At 72.5% G+C, this 21,261-nt stretch carries 27 protein-coding genes and 1 tRNA gene; 8 read left to right on the top strand and 20 right to left on the bottom strand.

The genetic code is table 11. From position 1 onward, the window contains the following. Positions 1–67 precede the first annotated feature (67 nt). The 3 genes from AC57BS_RS12450 to AC57BS_RS12440 all read right to left on the bottom strand — a co-directional run bounded on the left by AC57BS_RS12450 (position 68) and on the right by AC57BS_RS12440 (position 1,989). On the bottom strand, positions 68–676 hold the full coding sequence (locus AC57BS_RS12450) for a hypothetical protein (protein WP_496411759.1): 609 nt from the start codon (positions 674–676) through the stop codon (positions 68–70). Between the two features lie 121 nt (positions 677–797). Further along, the gene (locus AC57BS_RS12445) at positions 798–1,448 is read right to left on the bottom strand and encodes a response regulator (protein ID WP_496411758.1); all 651 of its coding nucleotides are present in this window, start codon (positions 1,446–1,448) and stop codon (positions 798–800) included. Positions 1,449–1,497: 49 nt separating this feature from the next. After that, entirely contained in the window at positions 1,498–1,989 is a 492-nt protein-coding gene (locus AC57BS_RS12440) for a GNAT family N-acetyltransferase (RefSeq protein ID WP_496411757.1), read from the bottom strand. Positions 1,990–2,081: 92 nt separating this feature from the next. Between AC57BS_RS12440 and AC57BS_RS12435 the strand changes: the two genes are divergently transcribed. Continuing rightward, positions 2,082–2,465, top strand: coding sequence for a VOC family protein (locus AC57BS_RS12435; RefSeq protein WP_496411756.1), 384 nt, complete (start codon positions 2,082–2,084; stop codon positions 2,463–2,465). A 16-nt stretch (positions 2,466–2,481) separates the two neighbouring features. On the opposite strand, the gene AC57BS_RS12430 is transcribed toward AC57BS_RS12435, so the two are convergent. Next, on the bottom strand, positions 2,482–3,018 hold the full coding sequence (locus AC57BS_RS12430) for a DinB family protein (protein WP_496411755.1): 537 nt from the start codon (positions 3,016–3,018) through the stop codon (positions 2,482–2,484). A gap of 115 nt (positions 3,019–3,133) precedes the next feature. Beyond that, positions 3,134–3,673, bottom strand: a complete 540-nt coding sequence (gene abmR, locus AC57BS_RS12425) for an ATP-binding transcription factor AbmR (RefSeq protein ID WP_496411754.1) — start codon at positions 3,671–3,673, stop codon at positions 3,134–3,136. A gap of 52 nt (positions 3,674–3,725) precedes the next feature. On the opposite strand from abmR, the gene AC57BS_RS12420 reads away from it, so the two are divergent. Beyond that, positions 3,726–4,073, top strand: coding sequence for a YchJ family protein (locus AC57BS_RS12420; protein WP_496411981.1), 348 nt, complete (start codon positions 3,726–3,728; stop codon positions 4,071–4,073). Here AC57BS_RS12420 and AC57BS_RS12415 read toward each other — a convergent pair. Genes AC57BS_RS12415 through AC57BS_RS12395 form a run of 5 tightly spaced genes read right to left on the bottom strand, consistent with a single transcriptional unit; the run spans position 4,066 to position 8,361 of the window. Further along, positions 4,066–4,695, bottom strand: a complete 630-nt coding sequence (locus AC57BS_RS12415) for a YigZ family protein (RefSeq protein ID WP_496411753.1) — start codon at positions 4,693–4,695, stop codon at positions 4,066–4,068. The two genes, AC57BS_RS12420 and AC57BS_RS12415, sit on opposite strands and share 8 nt — an antisense overlap. Beyond that, the gene (locus tag AC57BS_RS12410) at positions 4,692–5,705 is read right to left on the bottom strand and encodes a YihY/virulence factor BrkB family protein (RefSeq protein ID WP_496411752.1); all 1,014 of its coding nucleotides are present in this window, start codon (positions 5,703–5,705) and stop codon (positions 4,692–4,694) included. The genes AC57BS_RS12415 and AC57BS_RS12410 overlap by 4 nt, the downstream gene beginning before the upstream one ends. 35 nt (positions 5,706–5,740) lie before the next feature. Further along, on the bottom strand, positions 5,741–6,520 hold the full coding sequence (locus AC57BS_RS12405) for a sulfite exporter TauE/SafE family protein (RefSeq protein WP_496411751.1): 780 nt from the start codon (positions 6,518–6,520) through the stop codon (positions 5,741–5,743). 12 nt (positions 6,521–6,532) lie between these two features. After that, a complete protein-coding gene (locus tag AC57BS_RS12400; protein ID WP_496411750.1) occupies positions 6,533–6,973 on the bottom strand; it encodes a hypothetical protein in 441 nt (146 codons plus the stop codon). Next, entirely contained in the window at positions 6,970–8,361 is a 1,392-nt protein-coding gene (locus AC57BS_RS12395) for a cystathionine beta-synthase (RefSeq protein ID WP_496411749.1), read from the bottom strand. The genes AC57BS_RS12400 and AC57BS_RS12395 overlap by 4 nt, the downstream gene beginning before the upstream one ends. A 61-nt stretch (positions 8,362–8,422) precedes the next feature. Between AC57BS_RS12395 and AC57BS_RS12390 the strand changes: the two genes are divergently transcribed. Further along, a complete protein-coding gene (locus AC57BS_RS12390) occupies positions 8,423–9,469 on the top strand; it encodes an SGNH/GDSL hydrolase family protein (RefSeq protein ID WP_496411748.1) in 1,047 nt (348 codons plus the stop codon). 74 nt (positions 9,470–9,543) lie between these two features. On the opposite strand, the gene AC57BS_RS12385 is transcribed toward AC57BS_RS12390, so the two are convergent. Beyond that, positions 9,544–10,395 (bottom strand): Bax inhibitor-1/YccA family protein, encoded by an 852-nt coding sequence (locus AC57BS_RS12385; RefSeq protein WP_496411747.1) that lies wholly within the window; start codon positions 10,393–10,395, stop codon positions 9,544–9,546. A 230-nt stretch (positions 10,396–10,625) separates the two neighbouring features. Between AC57BS_RS12385 and AC57BS_RS12380 the strand changes: the two genes are divergently transcribed. Then, positions 10,626–11,045 carry a GNAT family N-acetyltransferase gene (locus AC57BS_RS12380; protein WP_496411746.1) on the top strand — a complete coding sequence of 140 codons (420 nt, stop codon included), beginning with the start codon at positions 10,626–10,628 and terminating at the stop codon, positions 11,043–11,045. A gap of 15 nt (positions 11,046–11,060) precedes the next feature. Here the strand turns inward: AC57BS_RS12380 and AC57BS_RS12375 are convergent. The 8 genes from AC57BS_RS12375 to eno all read right to left on the bottom strand — a co-directional run bounded on the left by AC57BS_RS12375 (position 11,061) and on the right by eno (position 16,437). After that, positions 11,061–11,134 (bottom strand) — tRNA-Leu (locus AC57BS_RS12375). A gap of 19 nt (positions 11,135–11,153) precedes the next feature. Beyond that, the gene (def, locus tag AC57BS_RS12370) at positions 11,154–11,711 is read right to left on the bottom strand and encodes a peptide deformylase (RefSeq protein ID WP_496411745.1); all 558 of its coding nucleotides are present in this window, start codon (positions 11,709–11,711) and stop codon (positions 11,154–11,156) included. Positions 11,712–11,722: 11 nt separating this feature from the next. Then, the gene (locus AC57BS_RS12365; protein WP_496411744.1) at positions 11,723–12,241 is read right to left on the bottom strand and encodes a glycine cleavage system transcriptional repressor; all 519 of its coding nucleotides are present in this window, start codon (positions 12,239–12,241) and stop codon (positions 11,723–11,725) included. Further along, entirely contained in the window at positions 12,238–13,077 is an 840-nt protein-coding gene (locus AC57BS_RS12360) for a uracil-DNA glycosylase (RefSeq protein WP_496411743.1), read from the bottom strand. The genes AC57BS_RS12365 and AC57BS_RS12360 overlap by 4 nt, the downstream gene beginning before the upstream one ends. After that, the gene (locus AC57BS_RS12355; RefSeq protein WP_496411742.1) at positions 13,074–13,994 is read right to left on the bottom strand and encodes a Ppx/GppA phosphatase family protein; all 921 of its coding nucleotides are present in this window, start codon (positions 13,992–13,994) and stop codon (positions 13,074–13,076) included. Before AC57BS_RS12355 ends, AC57BS_RS12360 begins: the two co-directional genes overlap by 4 nt. Positions 13,995–13,998: 4 nt before the next feature. Beyond that, on the bottom strand, positions 13,999–14,520 hold the full coding sequence (locus AC57BS_RS12350) for a DUF501 domain-containing protein (protein ID WP_496411741.1): 522 nt from the start codon (positions 14,518–14,520) through the stop codon (positions 13,999–14,001). Beyond that, positions 14,517–15,140, bottom strand: a complete 624-nt coding sequence (locus AC57BS_RS12345) for an FtsB family cell division protein (protein ID WP_496411740.1) — start codon at positions 15,138–15,140, stop codon at positions 14,517–14,519. Before AC57BS_RS12345 ends, AC57BS_RS12350 begins: the two co-directional genes overlap by 4 nt. Before the next feature lie 19 nt (positions 15,141–15,159). Next, positions 15,160–16,437: a phosphopyruvate hydratase gene (gene eno, locus AC57BS_RS12340; RefSeq protein ID WP_496411739.1), complete on the bottom strand. Its 1,278-nt coding sequence runs from the start codon at positions 16,435–16,437 to the stop codon at positions 15,160–15,162. Positions 16,438–16,574: 137 nt separating this feature from the next. On the opposite strand from eno, the gene AC57BS_RS12335 reads away from it, so the two are divergent. The 4 genes from AC57BS_RS12335 to AC57BS_RS12320 all read left to right on the top strand — a co-directional run bounded on the left by AC57BS_RS12335 (position 16,575) and on the right by AC57BS_RS12320 (position 20,856). Next, on the top strand, positions 16,575–17,417 hold the full coding sequence (locus AC57BS_RS12335) for a helix-turn-helix domain-containing protein (RefSeq protein ID WP_496411738.1): 843 nt from the start codon (positions 16,575–16,577) through the stop codon (positions 17,415–17,417). Further along, positions 17,414–18,679: an APC family permease gene (locus tag AC57BS_RS12330; RefSeq protein WP_496411737.1), complete on the top strand. Its 1,266-nt coding sequence runs from the start codon at positions 17,414–17,416 to the stop codon at positions 18,677–18,679. Before AC57BS_RS12335 ends, AC57BS_RS12330 begins: the two co-directional genes overlap by 4 nt. Before the next feature lie 277 nt (positions 18,680–18,956). Then, complete coding sequence (locus AC57BS_RS12325) at positions 18,957–20,513, top strand: HNH endonuclease signature motif containing protein (protein ID WP_496411736.1); 1,557 nt, start codon at positions 18,957–18,959, stop codon at positions 20,511–20,513. Between the two features lie 133 nt (positions 20,514–20,646). Further along, positions 20,647–20,856 (top strand): hypothetical protein, encoded by a 210-nt coding sequence (locus tag AC57BS_RS12320; RefSeq protein WP_496411735.1) that lies wholly within the window; start codon positions 20,647–20,649, stop codon positions 20,854–20,856. Here AC57BS_RS12320 and AC57BS_RS12315 read toward each other — a convergent pair. Continuing rightward, on the bottom strand, positions 20,843–21,259 hold the full coding sequence (locus AC57BS_RS12315) for a MazG nucleotide pyrophosphohydrolase domain-containing protein (RefSeq protein WP_496411734.1): 417 nt from the start codon (positions 21,257–21,259) through the stop codon (positions 20,843–20,845). The two genes, AC57BS_RS12320 and AC57BS_RS12315, sit on opposite strands and share 14 nt — an antisense overlap. Positions 21,260–21,261: the final 2 nt, after the last annotated feature.

The following is a 21,261-nucleotide window of genomic DNA, read 5'->3' as shown; positions in this document are numbered from 1 at the left end:
GTACGCCCGGGCACGCCAGAGGACCCGGCGCCGGGGGGACGGCGCCGGGTCCGGTGAGGGACTGGTGTCACCTCAGGGCGGGGTACTTCTGCACCACGTCCGTGCGGTTCCACCAGTGACCCAGCCCCCACGTGGTGCCGGCCGCGCCGAGGGCGAGGACGGCCATCACGATGATGCCGACGAGGTGGTCGTCGACGACCGGGTTGTTCTCCAGCGGGAGCACGGCGGCGTACATGAAGGCGTACATGAGTGCGCCTGCCGCGGTGCCGATCCGCATCGCGACCCCGAGCAGCAGGGTCACGCCGATGCCGAGCAGGCCGATCATGAACAGCCAGTCGACCCAGGCCTGGCCGGCGAGGCCGGTGAAGAAGCCGTGGAAGGGGTTGTCGGCGGGGACACCGAAGCTGAGGAAGCCCTCGGTGGGGCTGCCGCCGTTGATCCACGCCGCGTCTCCGAACCGGTCCAGGTTGCCTTCCTGGTCGTAGCCGGTGTGGAATCCGAGCGCGAAGGTCTTGTCGAGGAAGGCCCACAGGAAGGTGATTCCGAAGGCGATCCGCAGGGTGGCCAGGGCCTTGTCGAACAAGGTGCCGTGGTCGTGGGTCTCGATGGCCGGGGCCCCGTCCCGTTCGACGACGGGTGTGGTGGCCTCGTGGCGGTGGCGGTGGATGACGCTCATCGTCATCTCTCCTTCAGTGGTGGGTTTCCGGGTCACCACCAGACTCACCTGACGAGGGCTCGCGCAGCAGGGCCGCCGGTCACCGGATCGGCGGGACCTTGGTCCCGACCGCCACGGGCCCTCAGCGCGGGGCGTCGCCCAGCAGCTTGGAGGCCAGCACTGCCGCCTGCGTACGCCGCTCGAGGCCGAGCTTGGCGAGGATGCTGGAGACGTAGTTCTTCACCGTCTTCTCGGCGAGGAACATCTGCTCGGCGATCTGCCGGTTGGTGAGCCCCTCGGCGATGTGGCCCAGCAGCACCCGCTCCTGGTCGGTCAGCGACGCCAGCTCGTCGGGCGTGCCCGGCCCGTTGCGGATCCGCTCGAGCACGGTGGAGGTCATCGCGGGGTCGATGAGCGACTTGCCGGCCGCGACGTGGCGCACCGCGGTGACCAGGTCGGAGCTGCGGATCTCCTTGAGGACGTAGCCGGCCGCGCCCGCCATGATCGCGGCGAACAACGCCTCGTCGTCGTCGTACGACGTGAGGATCAGGGCGTTGATGGAGGGGTCGACCGTACGCACCGCGCGGCACACCTCGATGCCGGAGCCGTCCGGGAGCCGCGCGTCGAGGACCGCGACGTCGGGGCGCATGGCCGGGATGCGGGCCGTGGCCTCGGCCGCAGTGGCGGACTCGCCGACGACGACGATGTCGTCCTGCTGCTCGAGCAGGAACCTCAGTCCCTGACGGACGACGTCGTGGTCGTCGAGGAGATAGACGCGGATCGGGTCAGCCATGGGCCCATTCCACCAGACGGGCGGCCGCTCCGCCTGCCCCTCGCCGGGGTCAGCCGAGGTCGAGGTACATCACGTGCAGTCCCACGCGGCCCCGGCTCGGGGTCTCGAAGGCGCGGGGCACGGTGCCGACGACCTCGAAGCCGAGGTCCTGCCACAGGCGTACGGCGGCGGTGTTGGTCTCGACCACGGCGTTGAACTGGATCCCGGCGAAGCCCTGCTCGCGGTGCCACTGCACGACGTGCTCGCCGAGGAGCCGTCCGACCCCGCGGCCGCGTGCTGCCGGGTCGACCATGAAGGAGGCGGTGCCGACGTGGGCCCCGCGACCGGGCCGGTTGGGCCCCATCTTCGCTGAGCCGAGGACCCGCCCGTCCTCCCCGTCTTCGGTGGCGACGACGACGTGGCTCCCGTCGAACCACCAGCCGCGGGCCGTCTCCGACGAGGCGCCCAGCGGGTAGGCGTACGTCTCGCCCGCCTCGACGATCTCGCTCCAGAACGGCCAGATCGCGGGCCAGTCGTCCTCGGTCGCGGTCCTGATGATCACGGGATCTCCTTCGATTCTCCGGTCTGGAGCGGTCTTCCCGCAGCCCGGCGGCGGGAGCACAGTGGTGGTGACCAGACCACCAGGAGGCGCTCATGTCGCTCACACACCGTACGGTCGCGATGATGCTCCCGGTCACCGACGTCGACCGCGCCCGCACGTTCTACTCCGAGTCCCTCGGCCTCGACTACACCGGCACCAACGACGAGGGCAGCGCGGTCTACGCGCTGGACGGCGGACCGACGCTCGTCCTGCTGCCCCGCCCCGACAGCCAGCCCTCGGAGAGCACCGCGATGAGCTTCGAGGTCGACGACATCTCCGCCGAGATCGGCGAGCTCGAGGGCAGGGGCGTGGTGTTCGAGGACTACGACCTGCCCGACTTCCGCACCGTCGACCACGTCTGCGTGCTCGGCTCCGAGAAGGCAGCGTGGTTCAAGGACCCCTCCGGCAACGTGCTCTGCCTGCACGAGCAGACCTGACCGCCGACCTGAGGGCTCAGACGTCCGTCGCGCCGTCGATCGACTGGCGGATGAGGTCGGCGTGCCCGGCGTGGCGGGCGTACTCCTCGACCATGTGGACCAGCACCCACCGGAGGGTGGCGGTCTCCCCCTTCGCGGGGTCCCGCGGCCGGGCGACGCGTCGGCCGAGGTCCGGGTCGGTGGCCAGGGCAGCGTCCAGGCACGCGTCCGAGCGCGCGATGGCCGCGGCGAGCAGGGCGTCGAGCTCGGCGTGCGTCGCGCCCGCGGCGCTGTGCCAGTCCCAGTCGGCGTCGTCGTCCCAGGGTGCGCTGTCCCACGGCGGGGACGGCTCGTTGCCGGCGAGGTTGTAGGAGAACCAGTAGTCCTCGACGAAGGCGAGGTGCTTGAGCATCCCGCCGAGGGTCAGGTCGCTCGGCGGCAGGGTCTGCGCGAGCTGCTCGTCGGTGAGGCCGCTCGCCTGGAGCCGCACCGTGCCCCGGAAGTGGTCGAGGAAGGAGCGCAGCATCCCGGTCTCGTCGTTGCTGAAGGACGGCTCGGGCCGCTCGATCGTCATGGCCGCGACGGTAGTGCGTGGACGCGCGGACAGAACACTGGATTTCGCCGGCCCGCCCCGCTGGGACGGGGCGGGTCGACCCGGGTTGTGTCCGCGCGTCTACGTGAACACCGCGTCAGAGGGTCGGGCCCTCGCCGCGCAGCTTGTCGACCTCCGCCATGGCGTCGCGCAGCTGGCCGAGCCACTCGTCGGCGTGCTCCCCCACGAGCCGGACCGACCACGCGAGGGCGTCGGACCGGGAGCGTGCGACGCCGGCGTCGACCAGGGTGTCGAGCACCCGGCGCTCGCGCTGGCGAAGCCGCGTCATCACCGGCGCGGCGACGTGGGTGAACAGCGCCTCGGTGTCGCCGAGCCGCACCCCCCACGACACCTTGCGCTGGTAGCGCGCCTGCGCCTCGAGCGCGATCTCGATGCGCTCCTCCCTGGTCTCGGAGCGGAAGCGGCCGATGCGACCCTCCGCCTCGGCCCCATTGACGTCGTCGGCGGCGAGGGTGCCCACCACCAGGATCTCCTCGCGGTCGACGGTGACGTCGACCGCGCTGAACCATGCCTCGGGCAAGCGCCCGTGGAACCACTCGGACGCATCAGCTGCGTCCGGCAGGTCGGCGACCTGCCACCCGCCGCGGCGACCGCGGCGGCTCTCGTCTGTCTTCATGCTTACATGATTACACCGCAACACAAACGCCGTCGATAGAGTCCCCTGCGTGCTGACGACCCCCTGCCCGTGCGGGAGCGGCGAGACGTACGACTCGTGCTGCGGACCGCTGCTGGCCAACACCGCCCGGGCCCGGACGCCCGAGCAGCTGATGCGCTCGCGCTACACCGCCTTCGTCGTCGGCGACGCCGACCACCTGTTCCGCACCTGGCACCCGCGTACGCGTCCCGACGACGTCCGTGTGGACCCGGGGACCCGGTGGACGGGCCTGCAGGTCATCGCCGCCGAGGGCGACACGGTCGAGTTCGTGGCGTCCTGGGAAGGCGGCTCGATGCACGAGGTCAGCCGGTTCGAGGAGCGCGCCGGCCGGTGGGTCTACGTCGACGGCGACGTCAGCTAGCCAGATCGACCCAGCGCTCGCCCACGACCTCGGGCACCGACGCGCCACTGGTGGCGGCGGCGACCACCTCCACGACGCGGTCCACCTGGTCGGGGGGCGCCGCGAGCAGCAGCCGCACCCGGGCGTCGTACGCGACGTCGAGCACGCGTACGCCCCGCGACCGCAGCTCGCCCTCGACGCGTCCGGCGTCGGCGTGGTCGAGGTCGAGGGCCAGCTCGGTCAGCAGCGAGCGACGTAGGGTGCCGGCCTCGGCCAGCGCGGCACGGACCGCGTCGCCGTACGCCCGCACGAGGCCGCCCGCGCCGAGCAGCGTCCCGCCGAACCACCGGCTCACCACGGCCGCGACGTCGCTCACCCCCGCCCCCTTGAGCACCTCGAGCATCGGCGCCCCGGCGGTCCCGGCAGGCTCGCCGTCGTCGGAGGACCGCTGGAGCGCCCCGTCGGGACCCAGTACGAAGGCCGAGCAGTGGTGCCGCGCGTCCCAGTGCTCCCGGCGCAGCGTGGCGACGAGGTCGCGCGCGGCGTCCTCGTCGGCGACCCGGCGCAGCGTGCACAGGAAGCGCGAGCCGCGGTCCTCCACCTCGGCGGTGGCATCACCGGCGACGGTGAGGTAGGTCGTCACGCCGACCTGTCGGACGGCTCGTCGGGCTTCCGTTCGGCCGGGCCCGGCTCCCAGCGCACCAGCACCTTCTCGAAGCCCTTGTGACGCTGCATGCGGGCATAGAGGGCGTACGCCTCGCGATCGGCGTCGGTGAGCTCGACGTTGTCGGTGAAGGGCGTGAGCAGCGCGCGCGGCCACAGCCGACGGGCCAGCACCACGTTGATCTCCATCGACAGGACCGCCATCACCGCGCCGATCCAGAGGAAGCCGATCAGGCCGAGGACCAGGCCGAAGGTCTTGGTCATCGAGGAGGTGTCGACCAGCACCCGGTCGACGTACACCGAGCCGGCGTACTGCAGGCCCTGCCACAGCACGGCGAGCGTGTACCCACCGGGGGCGGCGCGGAGGAACCCGCGTTGACCGGTGGCGGCGTAGCGGAAGAGCAGCGTGAGGAAGGTGCCCACCACCGCCACGGTCAGCAGGGGCAGGAAGAACCGCAGCCCCTCCCCCAGCACCTCGGCGAACAGGTCGGTGGTGCTCGCGATGGTCGAGACGATCGACACCGCGAGCAGGGAGATGCCGGCCGTCACGAGGAGGACCAGCGTCTTGAAGCGGGCGTAGAAGGGGTTGGGCCGGCTGTTGCGCGGCACCGACCACGCGACGTGCTGGGTGTTCTGCAACGCCTGACCGAGCCCCATGGCGCCGTAGAGCGCGGCGACCGCGCCGACGGCGACGCCGGCGAGCGATCCCTGGAGCCCCTCGGGCCGCCCGAGCTCGTCACCGATGATCGGGAACTGGGCGAGGGCGGAGTCGAGGATCGCCTCCTGCCAGTTGGGCTCGCCGCGCAGGATCAGGCCGAGGATCGAGGTGCCGAGCAGCATCAGCGGGAAGATCGCGATGAAGGCGTAGTAGGTCAGCGCCGCCGCGAGGTAGGGGCCCTGGTCGTCGAAGTACTTGTAGACCACCGCGAGGGGGAAGCCGAGGACGGGATGGCGGCGCTGGAACGCGTCGACTGACCCCACGGCTCCCACGTGGGGAGGCTACCGCCTGGGTGAGCGGGCGCCGGTCACCACCAGCCGAGCAGGTCGCCGCCGATCCGCACGGCGAAGCCGGACACCACCACGAGGAAGAACGCCCGCACGAAGCGCGCGCCGCGCGCCATCGCCAGCCTCGCCCCGAGGTAGCCGCCGGTGATGTTGGCCGCCGCCATCGGCAGGGCCAGCTGCCAGAGCACCGCCCCCTGCGGCACGAAGACGATCAGCGCGGCCAGGTTGGTGGCCCAGTTGGCCAGCTTGGCCTTGGCCGAGGCCTCCAGGAAGTTGTAGCCGAGCAGGCCGACGAGCGCGAACACGAGGAACGAGCCCGTCCCCGGCCCGATCGCCCCGTCGTAGAAGCCGATCGTGATCCCGGTCAGGGCGACCGCCGTCAGGTGCTGCCCGCCATGGAAGCGCAGGCGGGTGAGCTCGCCGACGCTCGGCCTGGACCACACGTACCCGCCGACCAGGACCAGCACCACCAGGATGATCGGGTCGAACGCGCTGCGCGGGAGCAGCGACGCGACCAGCGCTCCTCCGGCCGACCCGATGCCGGCGGCGAGCATCAGCGGCAGGAACGTGCGCGGGTCCGGGCGGATCCGCCGGACGTACGTCGCGGCGCTGATCGAGGTGCCACAGAAGGACGCCAGCTTGTTGGTCGCCGCGATCTGCACCACCGACGCCCCGGGCAGGCCGACGAGCAGGGCCGGCAATTGCACCAGCCCGCCGCCACCGACGACGGCGTCGACGAAGCCGGCCACCAGGGCCGCGAGGACGAGGAAGAGGACGACCTCGAGGGACAGGTCCGCCATGACGAGCGCCCGTCAGCTGGGCGTCGTGTCCCGGCTGAACTCCTGCACCACGACGGCGTCGTAGTCCTCGGGCATGGTCGCGCTCAGACCGGGGCAGACGAACTGCTGGGACTGGTCCTCGATCATCTTCGCGGCAGAGCAGTTGAGGGTCGCGACCGGTGAGCCGTCGGCGGAGAAGACCATCTCGAAGATCGCCGCCCGCTCCTCCGAGGACCGGTTGGTGATCGTCCCCTTGACCTCGGGGGTGGTCACCTCGTCGGCGCCGGCCGAGCGCTCGACCGGGTTGAGCTCCCACCCCTCCTCGACGGCGAAGGAGTTCCACGAGAACGCCTCGCCGAGCTCGACCTCGACCGGTGCGGTGTCGGTGTTGAGGTCGTCGCCGCAGGCGCCGAGCAGGCCGGCGAGCAGGCCGGTGCAGGCGAGGGCCCCGAGGGCCCGGGCAGCGCGCGTCACGACGCGGCCACGAAGGTCAGGAGGTCCTGCCGGGTGAGCACCCCGATGGGCTTGCCGTCCTCGTGGACGAGCACCGCGTCGGCCTTCTCCAGCAGCCGGACCGCGTCGGCGGCGGCCTCGGTGGACCCGATCGTCGGCAGCGCGGCGGACATGTGGTCCTCGACGGGGTCGTTGAGCTTCGCCGTGCCGGCGTAGAGCGCGTCGAGCAGGGTCGACACCGACACCGAGCCCGCCACCTCGGCGGCCACGATCGGCGGCTCGGCCCGGACGACCGGCATCTGGCTGACGCCGTACTCCTGGAAGATGTGCACGGCCTCGGCGATGGTCTCGGCGGGGTGGGTGTGCACCAGGTCGGGCAGCTGCCCGGACTTGCCGCGCAGGACCTCGCCGACCGTGCGCTGGTCGCTCGGGGCCCCGGTCGCGAACCCGTACTGGCCGAGCCAGTCGTCGTTGAAGACCTTGGTGAGGTAGCCGCGCCCGGAGTCCGGCAGCAGCACCACGACCACCGCGTCCGTACGTCCCTCGGCGGCGAGCTCGTGCGCCAGGGTGCGCGCCGCGAAGGCCGCCATGCCGGCGGAGCCGCCGACCAGCATCGCCTCCTCGCGCGCGAGGCGGCGGGTGAACGCGAAGGAGTCGGCGTCGGAGACCTCGATGACGCGGTCGGCGACGCTGCGGTCGTAGGTCTCGGGCCAGAAGTCCTCGCCCACGCCCTCGACGAGGTAGGGGCGCCCGCTGCCGCCGGAGTAGACCGAGCCGGCCGGGTCGGCGCCGACGACCTGGATGGCCGGGTTCTGCTCCTTGAGGTAGCGACCGACACCGCTGATCGTGCCGCCGGTGCCCATGCCCGTGACGAAGTGCGTGATCTTGCCGTCGGTCTGGGCCCAGATCTCCGGACCAGTGGTCTCGTAGTGGGAGCGGGGGTTGTGGGGGTTGGAGTACTGGTCGGGCTTCCAGGCGCCCGGCTGGGAGGCGAGCCGGTCGCTCACGTTGTAGTAGGAGTCCGGGTGCTCGGGCGCGACGGCGGTCGGGCAGACCACGACCTCGGCGCCGTAGGCCTTGAGCACGTTGCGCTTGTCCTCGCTGACCTTGTCGGGGCACACGAAGACGCACTTGTAGCCCTTCTGCTGCGCCACCATCGCCAGCCCGACGCCCGTGTTGCCCGACGTCGGCTCGACGATCGTGCCGCCGGGCTGGAGCTCGCCCGACGCCTCGGCCGCCTCGATCATCCGGCTCGCGATGCGGTCCTTCACCGAGCCGCCGGGGTTGAGGTACTCGACCTTCGCCAGGACCAGTGGTCCGTCTGCTTCGGCGGGGAGGTCCAGCGTCCGCTGCAGGCGGACGAGCGGGGTGTTGCCGATCAGGTCGAGGAGGGAGTTCACGTACTGCACCCGGCCAATCTAGCCGTCTACTGCTGCGTAACCTGCAACGCCGACTGGGTACGCTCGGGGCGTGGGGGCAACAGGAGCAGCACGCAAGCTGGCATCGGCCGCCGCCCTGGGCGGCGGCGGCCTGTCCGTGCTCGGCGCCGGCCTGTACGGCGTGCTGGTCGCCGAGGCAAAGATCGCCCGGAAGGTCATCGGCAACGCGACCGACGTGCCGCCCAACGCGACCGGCTGGTACGGCCGCGGCCGTCCGGGCCCCGCGATCCGGATCGCGCTGCTGGGTGACTCCAGTGCCGCGGGCTACGGGGTCCACCGCGTCGAGGACACCACCGGCGCCCACCTCGCCACCGGCGTGGCGGCCCAGGCCGACCGCCGGGTGCACCTGCGCTCGTTCGCGGTGGTCGGCGCACAGTCGAGCGCCCTCGCCGACCAGGTCGATGCCGCCCTCGGCACCCACCCCGACCTCGCGGTCGTGCTGATCGGCGCCAACGACGTCACCCACACCGTGCTGCCCTCCGCCTCGGTGCGCCACCTCGCGGAGGGCGTACGCCGCCTGCGCGAGGAGGGCGTCGCCGTCGTGGTCGGCACCTGCCCCGACCTCGGCACCATCCGGCCGATCCCGCCGCCGCTCAAGCAGGTGGCGCGCGAGTGGTCACGCCGGCTCGCCGCCGCCCAGACGATCACCGTCGTGGAGAACGGCGGCCGCTCGGTCTCGCTCGGCGACGTCCTCGGCCCCGAGTTCGACGCCGCTCCCGCGGTGCTGTTCGGGCCCGACCGCTTCCACCCGTCGGCCGACGGCTACAAGCAGCTCGCGTCGGTGCTGATCCCGTCCTGCCTCGCCGCGCTCGACCTGCTCCCCGAGGACGAGGCCCTGCCCGAGCCCCGCCGCCGCGAGGGCATCCTGCCGGTCGCGGCCGCAGCCGTCCGCGCGGCCCGTACGCCCGGCACGGAGGTCGACGGCACCGAGGTCGGCGGCAACCAGCGCGGCCTGCGCGGGCGCTGGGTCGAGCTGCGCCACCGCCGGCGCCGCCCCTCCACCGAGGCCGAGTCGCCCGACGAGCACGAGGAGCAGGGCCCGGACGACATGCTCGACCCCGTCCCCACCCAGCGGTGAGTGGCGGACACGACACGGCCCGCCCGAGCTGAGCTCGGACGGGCCGGGGTGTCGAACAGGTGGTGACCAGCGGGTCAGTCGCCACGCAGGATCGCGAGGATCCGGAGCAGGTTGGTGTAGATCCAGACCAGGCTGACGGTCAGGCCGAAGGCCGCGCGCCACGACTCGCGCTCCGGGAGGCCGGCGGCGACGCCGTTCTCCACGAAGTCGAAGTCGAGGATCAGCATGAAGATACCGAGGACGAGGCCGGCGAGGGCGAACATGAAGCCCAGGCTGCCGTTGCCGTAGAGGCCGGTGTCGATGCCGAAGAAGCCGAGCACGATCGAGAGCAGGCCCAGGCCCACCATGCCGAACATGCCGGCCACGACGCCGCGGCGGAACTTGTCGCCGACCTTGATGTCGAGGACCTTGTAGGCGGCGAGCGTGCCGGCGAAGGCTGCGAAGGTGCCGAGGACGGCGCTCATCACGATGCCGGGGTACTGGGCCTCGAACAGCTTGCTGATCGCACCCAGCGCGACACCCTCGGCGACGGCGAAGGCCAGCACCAGCGCGGGGCTGATGACGCGCTTGAAGGAGTTGACCAGCGACAGCAGGAACGCGCTGCCGGCGCCGAGCATCGCGAGCAGGCCGATCTGGCCCAGGTCGGCGTTGGTGCTGACGTCACCGATGTACCACCAGGTGGCGAACGCGGCAGCGAAGACGAGCGCGACCGAGATGGCGGTCTTCTGGACCACCGAGTCGACGGTCATCCGGCTCTGGTCGACCTGGCCGGTTGCACCGGTGCCCCACTGGGACGGGTCGGTCCCGGTGTCGCCGTAGCCGGGGTAGTCGGCGCCACCACCGGCGTAGCTCTGGTTGCCGTAGGCGTTCGACGAGGAGCGGTTGAACTCCTCGGAACGGGCGAAAATGGGGTTGTTGCTCTTCATGGTCTCTCCTTGGAGGCCGCCCCCGGAGGTTCCGGGGGGTCGGCGCCGTCGCGGTGACGGCGCCCGTGTGCGTCTCCCCCACTCTAGCCGGGGGAACACCCGTTCAAACGCGCGCGGGGCGTGCGCTGTTCCCGTCACAGCAACTTCTCAGATTGTCTGAGGGGAGCCCCGCGTGGCCGCTCGTCCCGAAACCGGTCGCGCCGTCCTCGACCGCCGACCACACTGTCCGCGTGACCACGGACATCTCTTCGGGCGTCATTCCCGGACGCGACGAGCTGGCTGACCTGTACGGCGCGGTGGGCTGGGTGGCGTACACCCGCGACCTCCCGACCCTCGAACGGGCGATGCAGGGCTCGTCCCACGTCGTCACGGCGCGGAAGGACGGGCAGCTGGTCGGTCTCGCGCGGGTCGTCAGCGACGGTGCGACGGTGGCCTACCTGCAGGACGTCCTGGTCCGCCCCGAGATGCAGGGACAGGGCGTGGGCAAGCGCCTGGTCACCGAGGCCCTCGCCCCGTTCGACGCCGTGCGGCAGCAGGTGCTGCTGACCGACGACGAGCCCGGCCAGCGCGCGTTCTACCAGTCCCTCGGCTTCGCCGAGATCCGCGACCTCGACGACGGCTCCCTGCGCGCCTTCGTGAAGCTCGGCTGACGGTCCGCCGACGCGTGCCCCGGCTGGGGTTCGAACCCAGACTGTGCGGTTTTTAAGACCGCTTCCTCTACCGGTTGGGATACCGGGGCTGGCGACCTGACGGGCAGGTCAGAGGTACGTCCTGCGAGCGTAGACGGCGTGCGCGCCCGCCGTACGGTCGAGGAACAGCAGGCCGTCGCAGTGGTCGATCTCGTGCTGGAGCGCCCGCGCCTCGAAGGCCTCGGCCTCGAGCTCGACCTCCTCGCCGCTGCCGGGGAGCTGGCCGCGGACGACGATGCGGCTCGGGCGCCGCACGTCACCCGTCAGGTCGGGGACGGACATGCAGCCCTCGCGGGCCTTCTCGTTGCGGCTCCCGGAGACGACCTCGGCGTTGCACAGCACGAAGGTGCCGTGGTGGTCGCGGGTCTTGGGGTGCTCGGAGACGTCGACGCAGAAGACCTTCGCCCTCACGCCGACCTGCGGAGCAGCGAGGCCGACGCAGCCCGGCGAGACGCGCATGGTGGCGACGAGGTCGGCGGCGAGCCGTACGACGTCGGGCGAGGTCGGGTCGACGGCCGCGCCGACCGCGGACAGCACGGCGGCGGGGGCGCGTACGACCTCACGCAGCGTCCCGGCCACGCCGAGGTCGGTCTCGGTCCACGCCAGGACCCGGGGGTTCACGCTCATCGGACCGGCGCTCAGAGCTCGTCGGTCTCGGCGGCGCGCAGGGTCACGCCCACGCCGAGGTCGGCGGCCACGGCCGTCAGGTCGCGCTCGACGGCCGCGACATCGGCGCCCGCCGGGAGGTCGACCTCGGCGACGAGGAGGTAGAGGTCGCCGGCGAGCCGCGTCGTCAGGTCGGTGATGTTTCCCCCGACGCCGGCGACCACCGCGACGACGGCGGACACGATGCCCGGGCGGTCGCCGCCGTGGACCGACAGGATCCACGACGAGCCGGCGGCAGGCGCGACGGCCTCGGTGGGCACCTCGCGGACCGTGACCGTGAGGCTGCCGTCGGCGGTCAGCGGCGCGAGCGCCGCCTCGATGTCGGCGTCCGGGGTCGCGCCCTCGCAGACCAGCATCATCGCGAAGTGGCCGCGCAGCAGGGTCATCGTCGAGTCCTCGAGGTTGAGGCCCAGCCCGGCGAGCCTGCCGGTGGTCTCGGCGATGATGCCGGGACGGTCGTGGCCGAGGACGGTGATGGCGTGGAGGGTCACATGGGCAAGTCTGTCAGCGCCCGCGCCCGCTCGAAGACCGCGTCCGTCATCTCGGCGGTGAGCCGCTTGGTGTAGGTGTTGTGCGGAGAGGGGTGGTAGCACCCGACCAGGGTCACGTCACCGAGCTCGACCTCGGCGCCGTGAGCGAACTTCGGCCGCGTCGCCGGAGCCGGTGCGCCCGCGGCGACCAGGGAGCGTACGGCGCCGGCCCAGCCGAACGCGCCGAGGGCGACGACGGCGCGCACCGTGGGGAGCAGGGCCAGCTCGGCGGCGATCCACGGCGCGCAGGTGTCGCGCTCGACCGCGGTGGGCTTGTTGTCCGGTGGGGCGCAGCGCACGGTGGCGACCATCCGCGCGTCGACGAGGCGCTGGCCGTCGCCGGCGTGCTCGCTGGTGGGCTGCACGGCCCATCCGGTGCGGTGCAGGCTCGCGAAGAGCCAGTCCGCGCTCGGGTCGCCGGTGAAGATGCGCCCGGTCCGGTTGCCGCCGTTGGCCGCGGGCGCGAGGCCGACGATGAGCAGGGACGGCGAGGGGTCGCCCCAGCCCGGGATCGGCCTGCCCCAGTAGGGCTGGTCGGCGAAGGACGCCCGCTTCTCCTGCGCGACGCCCTCGCGCCAGGCCACCAGCCGCGGACAGGCGGAGCAGACGCTGACCCGGGCGTCGAGCTCGTCCAGGCCGGTGCCGTGCGCGAGGCGGCGTACGTCGTCGGCGTCGCGCGCGACGGGCGTGCCCGCGGCCGCGGGGTCGTCCGGCCAGCCGGCGCCGGGCTCGACCGGGCTCGCGAACGCGCCCCCGACGACCGGGTGCGGCAGGAGCGTCACCGGTCGCCGCGTCATCGCGGGATGGCGGCGGCCATGCCGTGCAGGATGTCGGCCTCGGACACGACGTGGTCGGGCACCGGCACGCGCGCCAGGATGCGGCTCCAGATCAGCGCACCAGCGCCGATCACGTCGGCACGGCCGGGGTGCATGTAGGGCAGCGCCCGCCGCTCGGCGACGGTCATCGCGACGAGCCCGTCGACGAAGGACGCGGTGGCGTCGTTGGGCAGGACCGCCTGGTCGAACGCCTCGCGGTCATAGCTGTCGAGGGCGAGCACCCCGCACGCGAGGGTCTTGATCGTGCCGGAGGTGCCGATGACGGTGCTGGTCCGCTCGAGCGGGATGCCACTGGCGTCGAGCTGGGCGTCGATGTCGGCGACGCACGCCGCGACCTCGGCCGACGTCGGCGGGTCACCGTGGAGGTGGCGCTCGTGGAGGCGTACGGACCCGATGTCCATCGAGACCGCCTGCCGCTCGCCGCCCTCGCCGAGCACGAGCTCGGTCGAACCGCCGCCGATGTCGACCACCAGCACCGGCTCGGGCGGCATCGGGACCTGCGCGGCGATGGCGCCGGCATAGACGAGTGCCGCCTCCTCGTCGCCCGACAGCACCTCCGGCTCGATGCCGAGCCGGCGGCGTACGCCCTCGCGGAACACCGCGGCGTTGCTCGCGTCGCGGGTGGCCGAGGTGGCGCAGAAGCGGACGCGCGCCGGCGGCACCGCGTGACGACGGATGGTCTCGGCGAACTCGTCGAGCGCCGCGAAGGTGCGCTCGAGCGCCTCGTCGGCGAGCTCGCCCGTGCGGTCGACGCCCTGGCCGAGCCGGACGACGCGCGAGTCGCGCAGGACGACGTCGAGCCGGCCGTCGTCGCGCACGGTGCCGATCAGGACCTTGATCGAGTTGGTCCCGCAGTCGATGGCCGCGACGGTGCTCATGCGGTCACGGCGCCGGACGCTCGACGCAGGGCCCCGACTCCCACCACGCACCGAGCAGGTCGAGGACCTCGTCGCCGAGCGGGTTGACGCCGCGTCCCATCGCGAGCGACTGGCCGGCGAGGACGTGCAGGCACTTGACCCGGTCGGGCATGCCGCCGGCGGTGATGCCCTCGATCTCGGGGACGTCGAGGCCGGCCCGCTCCCCCACCTCGGCGCGGAACTCGAGGTAGCGCTCGTGGGCATCGCGGTAGGCCGCGGCGAGCTCCTCGTCGGTGCCCAGGCGCGCCTGCATCTCCTTCATCAGCCCCGAGCCCTCGAGGGTGCCGATGCGCGAGGCCGCGCGCGGGCAGGTCAGGTAGAACGTCGTCGGGAACGGCGTGCCGTTGGGCAGCCGCGGCTCGGTCGTGACCACGTCGGGGTTGCCGCAGGGGCAGCGGTGTCCGACGGAGTCGATGCCCCGGGGCCGGCGCTTGAGCTGGGCGTGGATGGCGGCCTCGTCGGCCGGGTCGATCCCCTGCTGGTTCACTGCTGCGTTCCGTCGATCATCTCTGCGGGTTCCTCGTCGGGCGGGGGCGGGTTGCCGGCGAGCTCCATCGACTCCCAGGCGGCGGACCACCATGCCTTGGGCACCGTCTTGATGACCTCGTCGGGGTCGTTGAGGGTGGCCTGCGCCTCGATCGGCCTGCCGTCGACGCCGATGACCTCGAACCCCTGCTCGCCCGGCATCAGGTAGCCGAAGCGCGCGCGGGCCTGCGCCTTCACGTAGGCCGGGTCGTCCCAGCGCCTCTTCTCCCGCTCGAGGTCGTTGATGCTGGCCTCGCGCTCGGCGATCTGCGCCTTGAGGTCGCCGATGTGGGAGCGCTGCTGGAGGTAGGCCCGCAGCGACGAGGCGTACGACACCGTCAGCACGGCGAGCACCAGCACGAGCACGGCGGCGCGTCCGGTGAAGCGGGGGCGACGCTGGGGGCCCGTCGTGCCCCGGGTTGCGGTCAGGCCCGCCGGGGCCGGCTCGCTGCGGGAGGCAGGCGTACGCGTCCCGCCCGCCCGCGGCCGGGTGCCGCGGGCGCCGGGGTGCGTGCTGTGGCCCTGCCTCGGTCCACGCGGTCCGCCGGGCCCACCACGAGGCGTACGGCGCTGGGAAGGCATGCGGACCAGTGTGCCTGCTTCAGCCAGAGAATCGCGGGAAGGCACCCCGCCCGGCATAGCGAGCCGCGTCACCCAGCTCGTCCTCGATGCGGAGGAGCTGGTTGTACTTCGCGACGCGGTCGGACCGGGCCGGGGCGCCGGTCTTGATCTGGCCGCAGTTGGTGGCGACGGCGAGGTCGGCGATCGTGGTGTCCTCGGTCTCGCCGGAGCGGTGGCTCATCATGTTGCGGAAGCCCGCGCGGTGGGCGAGCTCGACGGCGTCGAGGGTCTCGGTGAGCGAGCCGATCTGGTTGACCTTGACGAGCATCGCGTTGGCCTGGCCGCCGTCGATGCCGCGCTGGAGGCGCTCGACGTTGGTGACGAACAGGTCGTCGCCGACGATCTGGGTCTTGTCGCCGAGGCTGTCGGTGATGGCCTTCCAGCCGGCCCAGTCCTCCTCGTCGAGCGGGTCCTCGATGGAGACGATCGGGTAGGACGCGACGAGGTCGGTGTAGTAGGCGACCATGTCGTCGCTCTTCAGCTTCTTGCCCTCGAACGTGTACTTGCCCTTGTCGTGGAACTCGCTGGCCGCGACGTCCATGGCGAGCGCGATGTCCTTGCCGAGCTTGAAGCCGGCGGCCTTGACGGCCTCGGCGATCAGGTCGAGCGCGGCGCGGTTGCTCTCGAGGTCGGGGGCGAAGCCGCCCTCGTCGCCGAGGCCGGTCGAGAGGCCCTTCTTCTTCAGCACCGACTTGAGCGCGTGGTAGACCTCGGCGCCGTGCTGGAGCGCCTCGCGGAACGTCGGGGCGCCGATGGGGGCGATCATGAACTCCTGGACGTCGACGTTGGAGTCGGCGTGCGAGCCGCCGTTGAGGATGTTCATCATCGGGACGGGCAGCAGGTGGGCGTTGGGGCCACCGACGTAGCGGAACAACGGGAGCCCGGAGGACTCCGCGGCGGCCTTGGCGGTGGCGAGGGAGACACCGAGGATGGCGTTGGCGCCGAGCTTGGCCTTGTTGGCCGTGCCGTCGAGGTCGAGCATCGCCTGGTCGACGAGGCGCTGGTCGTCGGCGTCGAGGCCGATGACCGCGCCCGAGATGGTGTCGATGACCCCGTCGACGGCCTTCTGCACGCCCTTGCCGACGTAGCGCTTGCCGCCGTCGCGCAGCTCCACCGCCTCGAAGGCGCCGGTGGAGGCGCCGCTGGGCACCGCGGCGCGACCGAACGCGCCGTCCTCGAGGAGCACCTCCACCTCGACAGTGGGGTTGCCGCGCGAATCGAGGATTTCGCGGGCGCCGACAGCAGCGATGATCGACATGGAGAGCTCCTGGTGGGGTACGTCGTGGGCAGTCGCCAGCCTAGCCACGTGCGGCCCGTACGTCGCCGGGTGTCCGGTGGTGGGTGTGGGCGGTGACGTGGCCGTGGGTGTGGGCGGCGGCCACTACCGTGACGGGAGTGCCCAGCCCGACGCCCACCCCCGTCGACGGATTCCGGGCCTACGTCGCCCGTGCGGTCCGCGACGACGACCCGGGCGCGTCGCGGTTCCGTCGCGCGCTGGCCGGCGAGTCGCCGGCGCGGTTCTCCGACCGCATCGTCCTCGAGCGCGCCGCCCACCTCGTCGCGACCACCGGACGCACGCTCCAGGACATCGCGAGCGAGAGCGGCTTCCGTGGCTATGACGTGTTCGCCCGCGCGTTCCGACGCGAGTACGGCGACCTCCCGTCCGCGTGGCGCGCCGACCCCACCTCCTGCGCCATCGACGCGCCGGGCGACGTCCACTTCCGTCCCCCCGATGGCGTGCGGCTGCCTGCCCGTCGGAGGATGGACGGCGTGGACCTCGTCGGCGAGCTGGTGACGCACCACGTGCGGGCCGTCGGCGACCTGGTGGACGCGGCAGCCGTACTCCCCGACACCGATCTCGACGAGACCGGAGGCGGCCTCTCGCTGCGAGTGACCCTGACGCAGCTCGTCGACCGCATGGAGGCGATCGCCGCAGCCGCCCACGACGTCCCGCTCGAGACCGCCAGCACGGACACCGCGGAGTCGGCGCAGTCGCTGCAGTCGGTGCAGTCGCTGCGGTCGAGGCTCGACCGGGTCGGACCCGAGCTGGCCGACACGGTGGCGCTGCTCGCAGCGACGGGCCGCTTCGACGAGGGGGTCGTCGACGTGTTCAACCCCAGCCCGGTCACGCGGACCGTCGGTGAGATGGTCGCGCACGTGCTCGTCGACACCGACCACCTCCGCACGACCGCGCTGTGCAGGCTGCGCGCGCTCGACGGGGCCGGAGGGCCCGGATGAGCACCCCCGGCCAGCCCGCGCTCGCCCGGCGCCTCGGCACCGTCGACGCGACCGTCGTCGGCCTCAGTGCGATGCTCGGCGCCGGCGTCTTCGTCGCCTTCGCACCTGCCGCGGAGGCGGCCGGCAGCGGGCTGCTCGTCGCTCTCGGCGTCGCCGGGGTCATCGCCTTCTGCAACGCCGTGGCCTCGGCCCAGCTCGCCTCCTCCTACCCCGCCTCGGGCGGCACCTACCTCTTCGGCCGCGAGGTGCTCGGCCCGTGGTGGGGCTTCCTCGCCGGGTGGGGCTTCGTGGTCGGCAAGACCGCGTCGTGCGCGGCGATGGCGATGACGTTCGCGGCGTACGCCCTCCCCGACACGATCTCCGGCGACGAGGCCGGGTGGTGGCAGCGCGGGCTGGCGGCGCTGGTGGTGGTGGCGTTCACCGTGCTCAACCTGCGCGGGATCACCCGCACCGCGACGGCCGCCCGGGTGCTGCTGGTGACGACGCTCGTGGTGCTCCTCGGGTTCCTGCTGATCGCAGCGACGGGCGACGCGCGACCGACCGTGCCGCTGGAGGCGACCGGCGGCGCCTGGGGGGTCCTGCAGGCGGCCGGCCTGCTCTTCTTCGCGTTCGCCGGCTACGCCCGGATCGCGACCCTCGCCGAGGAGGTCCGCCGACCCGAGCAGCTCGGCCGCGCGATCCTCGTGGCCCTCGGCACCGCCGTCGTGCTCTACCTTCTCGTCGGGCTGGCGCTGGTGGAGGTCCTCGGCGCGGACCTCCCGGGCAACCCCGTGCCCGTCGCCGCCGCCACCGAGGCGCTCGGCGCCGCATGGGCCGTCCCGGTGGTGCGGGTGGGCGCCGCCGCCGCTGCGCTCGGCGCCCTGCTGGCACTGCTCGCCGGAGTGGGGCGTACGACCCTGGCGATGGCACGCGAGCGTGACCTGCCGGGGCCGCTGGCGTCCGTCGACGCGCGGCACCAGGTCCCCGACACCGCGCAGGTCGTCATCGGCGCGGCCGTGGTGGGGCTGGTGCTGCTCGCCGACGTACGCGGCGCGATCGGCTTCTCCTCCTTCGGCGTGCTCGTCTACTACGCCGTCGCCAACCTCTCCGCCCTCCGCCAGCCTGCCGAGCAGCGGCGCTGGCCGCGCGGCCTCCAGGTGCTCGGGCTGGCCGGCTGCCTCGTCATGGCCGCGGCCCTTCCGATCGGCTCGGTGCTGGCTGGGCTCGTGGTGTTCGCGGTCGGGGTGCTCGGAAGGGCGGTCGCGCTGCGACGCCGTGGGTGACGGTCGGCGTCGGGCCGCGGACGGTGGGCGAGGACGAAGGACGTCCCCTCGCCAGGTCTCGCTGGTCGAGCAGCCCGCGAGGCTGCGTATCACAGTGGACGAGCAGGGCGCGCCAAGACCTCTGCACTCTGCCGCTCGGTGGTTGAGGTGCGAGCGCAGATCGTCGTGGGTGGTTGCGGTGCGAACGCAGCGAGCCTCGAAACCACTCCCAAGAACGGTGGCCAGCAACCGTCCACAGGCATGGCGACTGTCGTACCCGATGACTACAATCAAACGCATGATCGATGGACGGGCAGCCGGTGTACGAGGGGTCGCAGACGACCTCTCGGCCTCCGACGTGCTGTCCGCGATCCGTGACCGCAAGGCCGCCGAGGAGCGGGCTGCGGCCGACCAGCTGGTCCTCGCGGCGCGGTGGGCCGACCTGCACCCGCCGGAGTCGATCCACGACGCGGCCTCGTTCACCGTGCCGGGGTGTGAGCACGAGGAGCCCATCGCCGGCGAAGGCGCACCCTTGGTCGCGGAGTTCTGCGTTGCCGAGCTCGGCACCACCCTCGGCATCTCGTCGACCGCGGCGAAGAAGCTCATCGGCCACGCCCTCGAGCTGCGCCACCGCCTGCCCCGGCTGTGGGACCAGGTCCACGCCGGCCAGGTTCCCGCGTGGCGGGCCAGGGTCGTCGCGGACACCACCATCCACTCATCGCCCGCGCTCACGTCCGAGGCTGCCGGGTTCGTCGACGCGCAGGTCGCCGCCGTCGCCGGACGCATCGGCACCGCGCAGCTCGACCGGCTCGTCGCCGAGACGATCAAGAGGTACGACCTCGCCACCGCCGACCCCACCGCGGACCCCGAGGACGGGTGGCAGCACGTCGACCCTCGCCACGTCACCGTCAACAAGGACGACGTCCACTACGCCGGCACGATGCGCATCGAGGCGGAGGTCGACATCGCCGACGCCCTGGACCTCGACCGTGCGGTCGCGCACGGTGCGGAGGTCCAGAAGGCCCTCGGATCCGAGCTGTCCCTCGACGCACGACGGGCCAAGGCCCTCGGTGAGCTCGCCCGGACGCAGACCGCGCTCGACCTCGCCTTCCAGGACGGAACAGCCCACGAGGGTGGTTTCGAGGCTCGCTCCGCTCGCACCTCAACCACCGAAGACAGGGGTGAGGACGGCGACGCCGACGAGCCGAACCTGCCTGCCGCGCGCGAGGTCGTCATCCACGCCCACTTCGACGCCAGCTTCTCCGGCGACACCACCGTGTTCGGTCCCACCGGACGGATGGAGAACGGGCAGCGCCCCGCCCTGCTGGACCAGATCCGCTCCTGGTGCGCCGACTCGCGTACGAAGGTGACGATCAAGCCCGTCATCGACCTCAACGCCCAGCTCACCGCGCAGGGCTACGAGATCCCCGACCGGATCCGCGAACAAGTGCAGCTGCGGGATCGCACGTGCGTGTTCCCGTCGTGCACCCGACCCGCCCGCGGCTGCGACGTCGACCACGTCATCGAGTACGACCACGACGCCGAGGCCGAAGGCAGACCGCAGCCCGGCCCTACGCAGACCGACAACCTCGCCTGCCTGTGCCGCTTCCACCATCGACTCAAGACCCACTCCGCCTGGCGCTACGAGATGGTCGAACCCGGGGTCTTCGAGTGGACCTCACCCCACGGCCACCGCTACCGCCGCGACCGCACCGGCACCACCCCGATCGATCCTGAGGACGATGGTGTCGTGACGGGCGCCAGAGCGCCCTCCTCGACCAGGGAACAGGACCCACTGCCTTCCTCGACCAGGGAGCACGACCCGCCGGGCATTCCGCGACCCCGCCGACGATGACCCCGCCCCACACCCCGCCAGCAACCTGACCGGCGGGGCCACAGGCACGCCCGCCACCACGCAGCCACCACGCAGCCACCACGCAGCGAGATCCCGACCAACCTCGACGGACGCGCACCGTGCTCTGTGCGCCATGCCGACACCGGCGACAGAGGACGAGGAGCGGCCCAGCCCCACCAGACCCACGCCGACCACCCCGGTGCCGCCTACCCAGGCGTCCGGCCCCGTCACGAAGCGGGAGTCGACGACCGTCCCGGCGGGCCGCTACAAGGTCGTGGTGACGTGCCTCGCGGACGACGCGACCCGACGCTCGCGCGCTGTCGAGCGGGTCACCCTCCGCTGACGTCGTGGTCCGCCGCCGGGGCTGCCTTCTCGGCCGCCTTGGCGGCGTTCCACAGCCGCATCACCTCGGCGACGTCGGTGGCCACGGCGTCGCCGAAGACGTGCGGGTTGCGCCGCTCCATCTTCGCGATCACCCCGCGCGCCACGTCGTCGAGGGTGAACTCGCCCGCCTCCTCGGCGATGACCGCGTGGATCACGACCTGCAGCAGCAGGTCGCCCAGCTCGTCGCACAGCGCGGCCGGGTCGCCGGACTCGATGGCCTCGACGACCTCCTCGGCCTCCTCCCGCACGTAGGGGATGAGCGAGGTGTGGGTCTGCTCCCGCTTCCACGCGCACTCGCGCTGCAGGACCCGCATCTGGTCGGCGAACGCCTCCAGTGCGGACCCGTCAGGCGCGGCGGGCATGC

Source organism: Nocardioides sp. BGA-UO-ETr-FS32 (assembly GCF_059567905.1).
Note: the sequence above shows the minus strand (reverse complement) of the source record. Positions and strands in the feature narration are given on the sequence as shown.

Bases quoted from the DNA above. Each gene is read 5' to 3' on its own strand.
- AC57BS_RS12450 (WP_496411759.1), bottom strand. From the start codon at position 676: ATGAGCGTCATCCACCGCCACCGCCACGAGGCCACCACACCCGTCGTC.
- AC57BS_RS12445 (WP_496411758.1), bottom strand. From the start codon at position 1,448: ATGGCTGACCCGATCCGCGTCTATCTCCTCGACGACCACGACGTCGTC.
- AC57BS_RS12435 (WP_496411756.1), top strand. From the start codon at position 2,082: ATGTCGCTCACACACCGTACGGTCGCGATGATGCTCCCGGTCACCGAC.
- AC57BS_RS12430 (WP_496411755.1), bottom strand. From the start codon at position 3,018: ATGACGATCGAGCGGCCCGAGCCGTCCTTCAGCAACGACGAGACCGGG.
- abmR (WP_496411754.1), bottom strand. From the start codon at position 3,673: ATGAAGACAGACGAGAGCCGCCGCGGTCGCCGCGGCGGGTGGCAGGTC.
- AC57BS_RS12405 (WP_496411751.1), bottom strand. From the start codon at position 6,520: ATGGCGGACCTGTCCCTCGAGGTCGTCCTCTTCCTCGTCCTCGCGGCC.
- AC57BS_RS12385 (WP_496411747.1), bottom strand. From the start codon at position 10,395: ATGAAGAGCAACAACCCCATTTTCGCCCGTTCCGAGGAGTTCAACCGC.
- def (WP_496411745.1), bottom strand. From the start codon at position 11,711: ATGAGCGTGAACCCCCGGGTCCTGGCGTGGACCGAGACCGACCTCGGC.
- AC57BS_RS12360 (WP_496411743.1), bottom strand. From the start codon at position 13,077: ATGACGCGGCGACCGGTGACGCTCCTGCCGCACCCGGTCGTCGGGGGC.
- AC57BS_RS12355 (WP_496411742.1), bottom strand. From the start codon at position 13,994: ATGAGCACCGTCGCGGCCATCGACTGCGGGACCAACTCGATCAAGGTC.
- AC57BS_RS12345 (WP_496411740.1), bottom strand. From the start codon at position 15,140: ATGCCTTCCCAGCGCCGTACGCCTCGTGGTGGGCCCGGCGGACCGCGT.
- eno (WP_496411739.1), bottom strand. From the start codon at position 16,437: ATGTCGATCATCGCTGCTGTCGGCGCCCGCGAAATCCTCGATTCGCGC.
- AC57BS_RS12330 (WP_496411737.1), top strand. From the start codon at position 17,414: ATGAGCACCCCCGGCCAGCCCGCGCTCGCCCGGCGCCTCGGCACCGTC.
- AC57BS_RS12325 (WP_496411736.1), top strand. From the start codon at position 18,957: ATGATCGATGGACGGGCAGCCGGTGTACGAGGGGTCGCAGACGACCTC.
- AC57BS_RS12320 (WP_496411735.1), top strand. From the start codon at position 20,647: ATGCCGACACCGGCGACAGAGGACGAGGAGCGGCCCAGCCCCACCAGA.
- AC57BS_RS12315 (WP_496411734.1), bottom strand. From the start codon at position 21,259: ATGCCCGCCGCGCCTGACGGGTCCGCACTGGAGGCGTTCGCCGACCAG.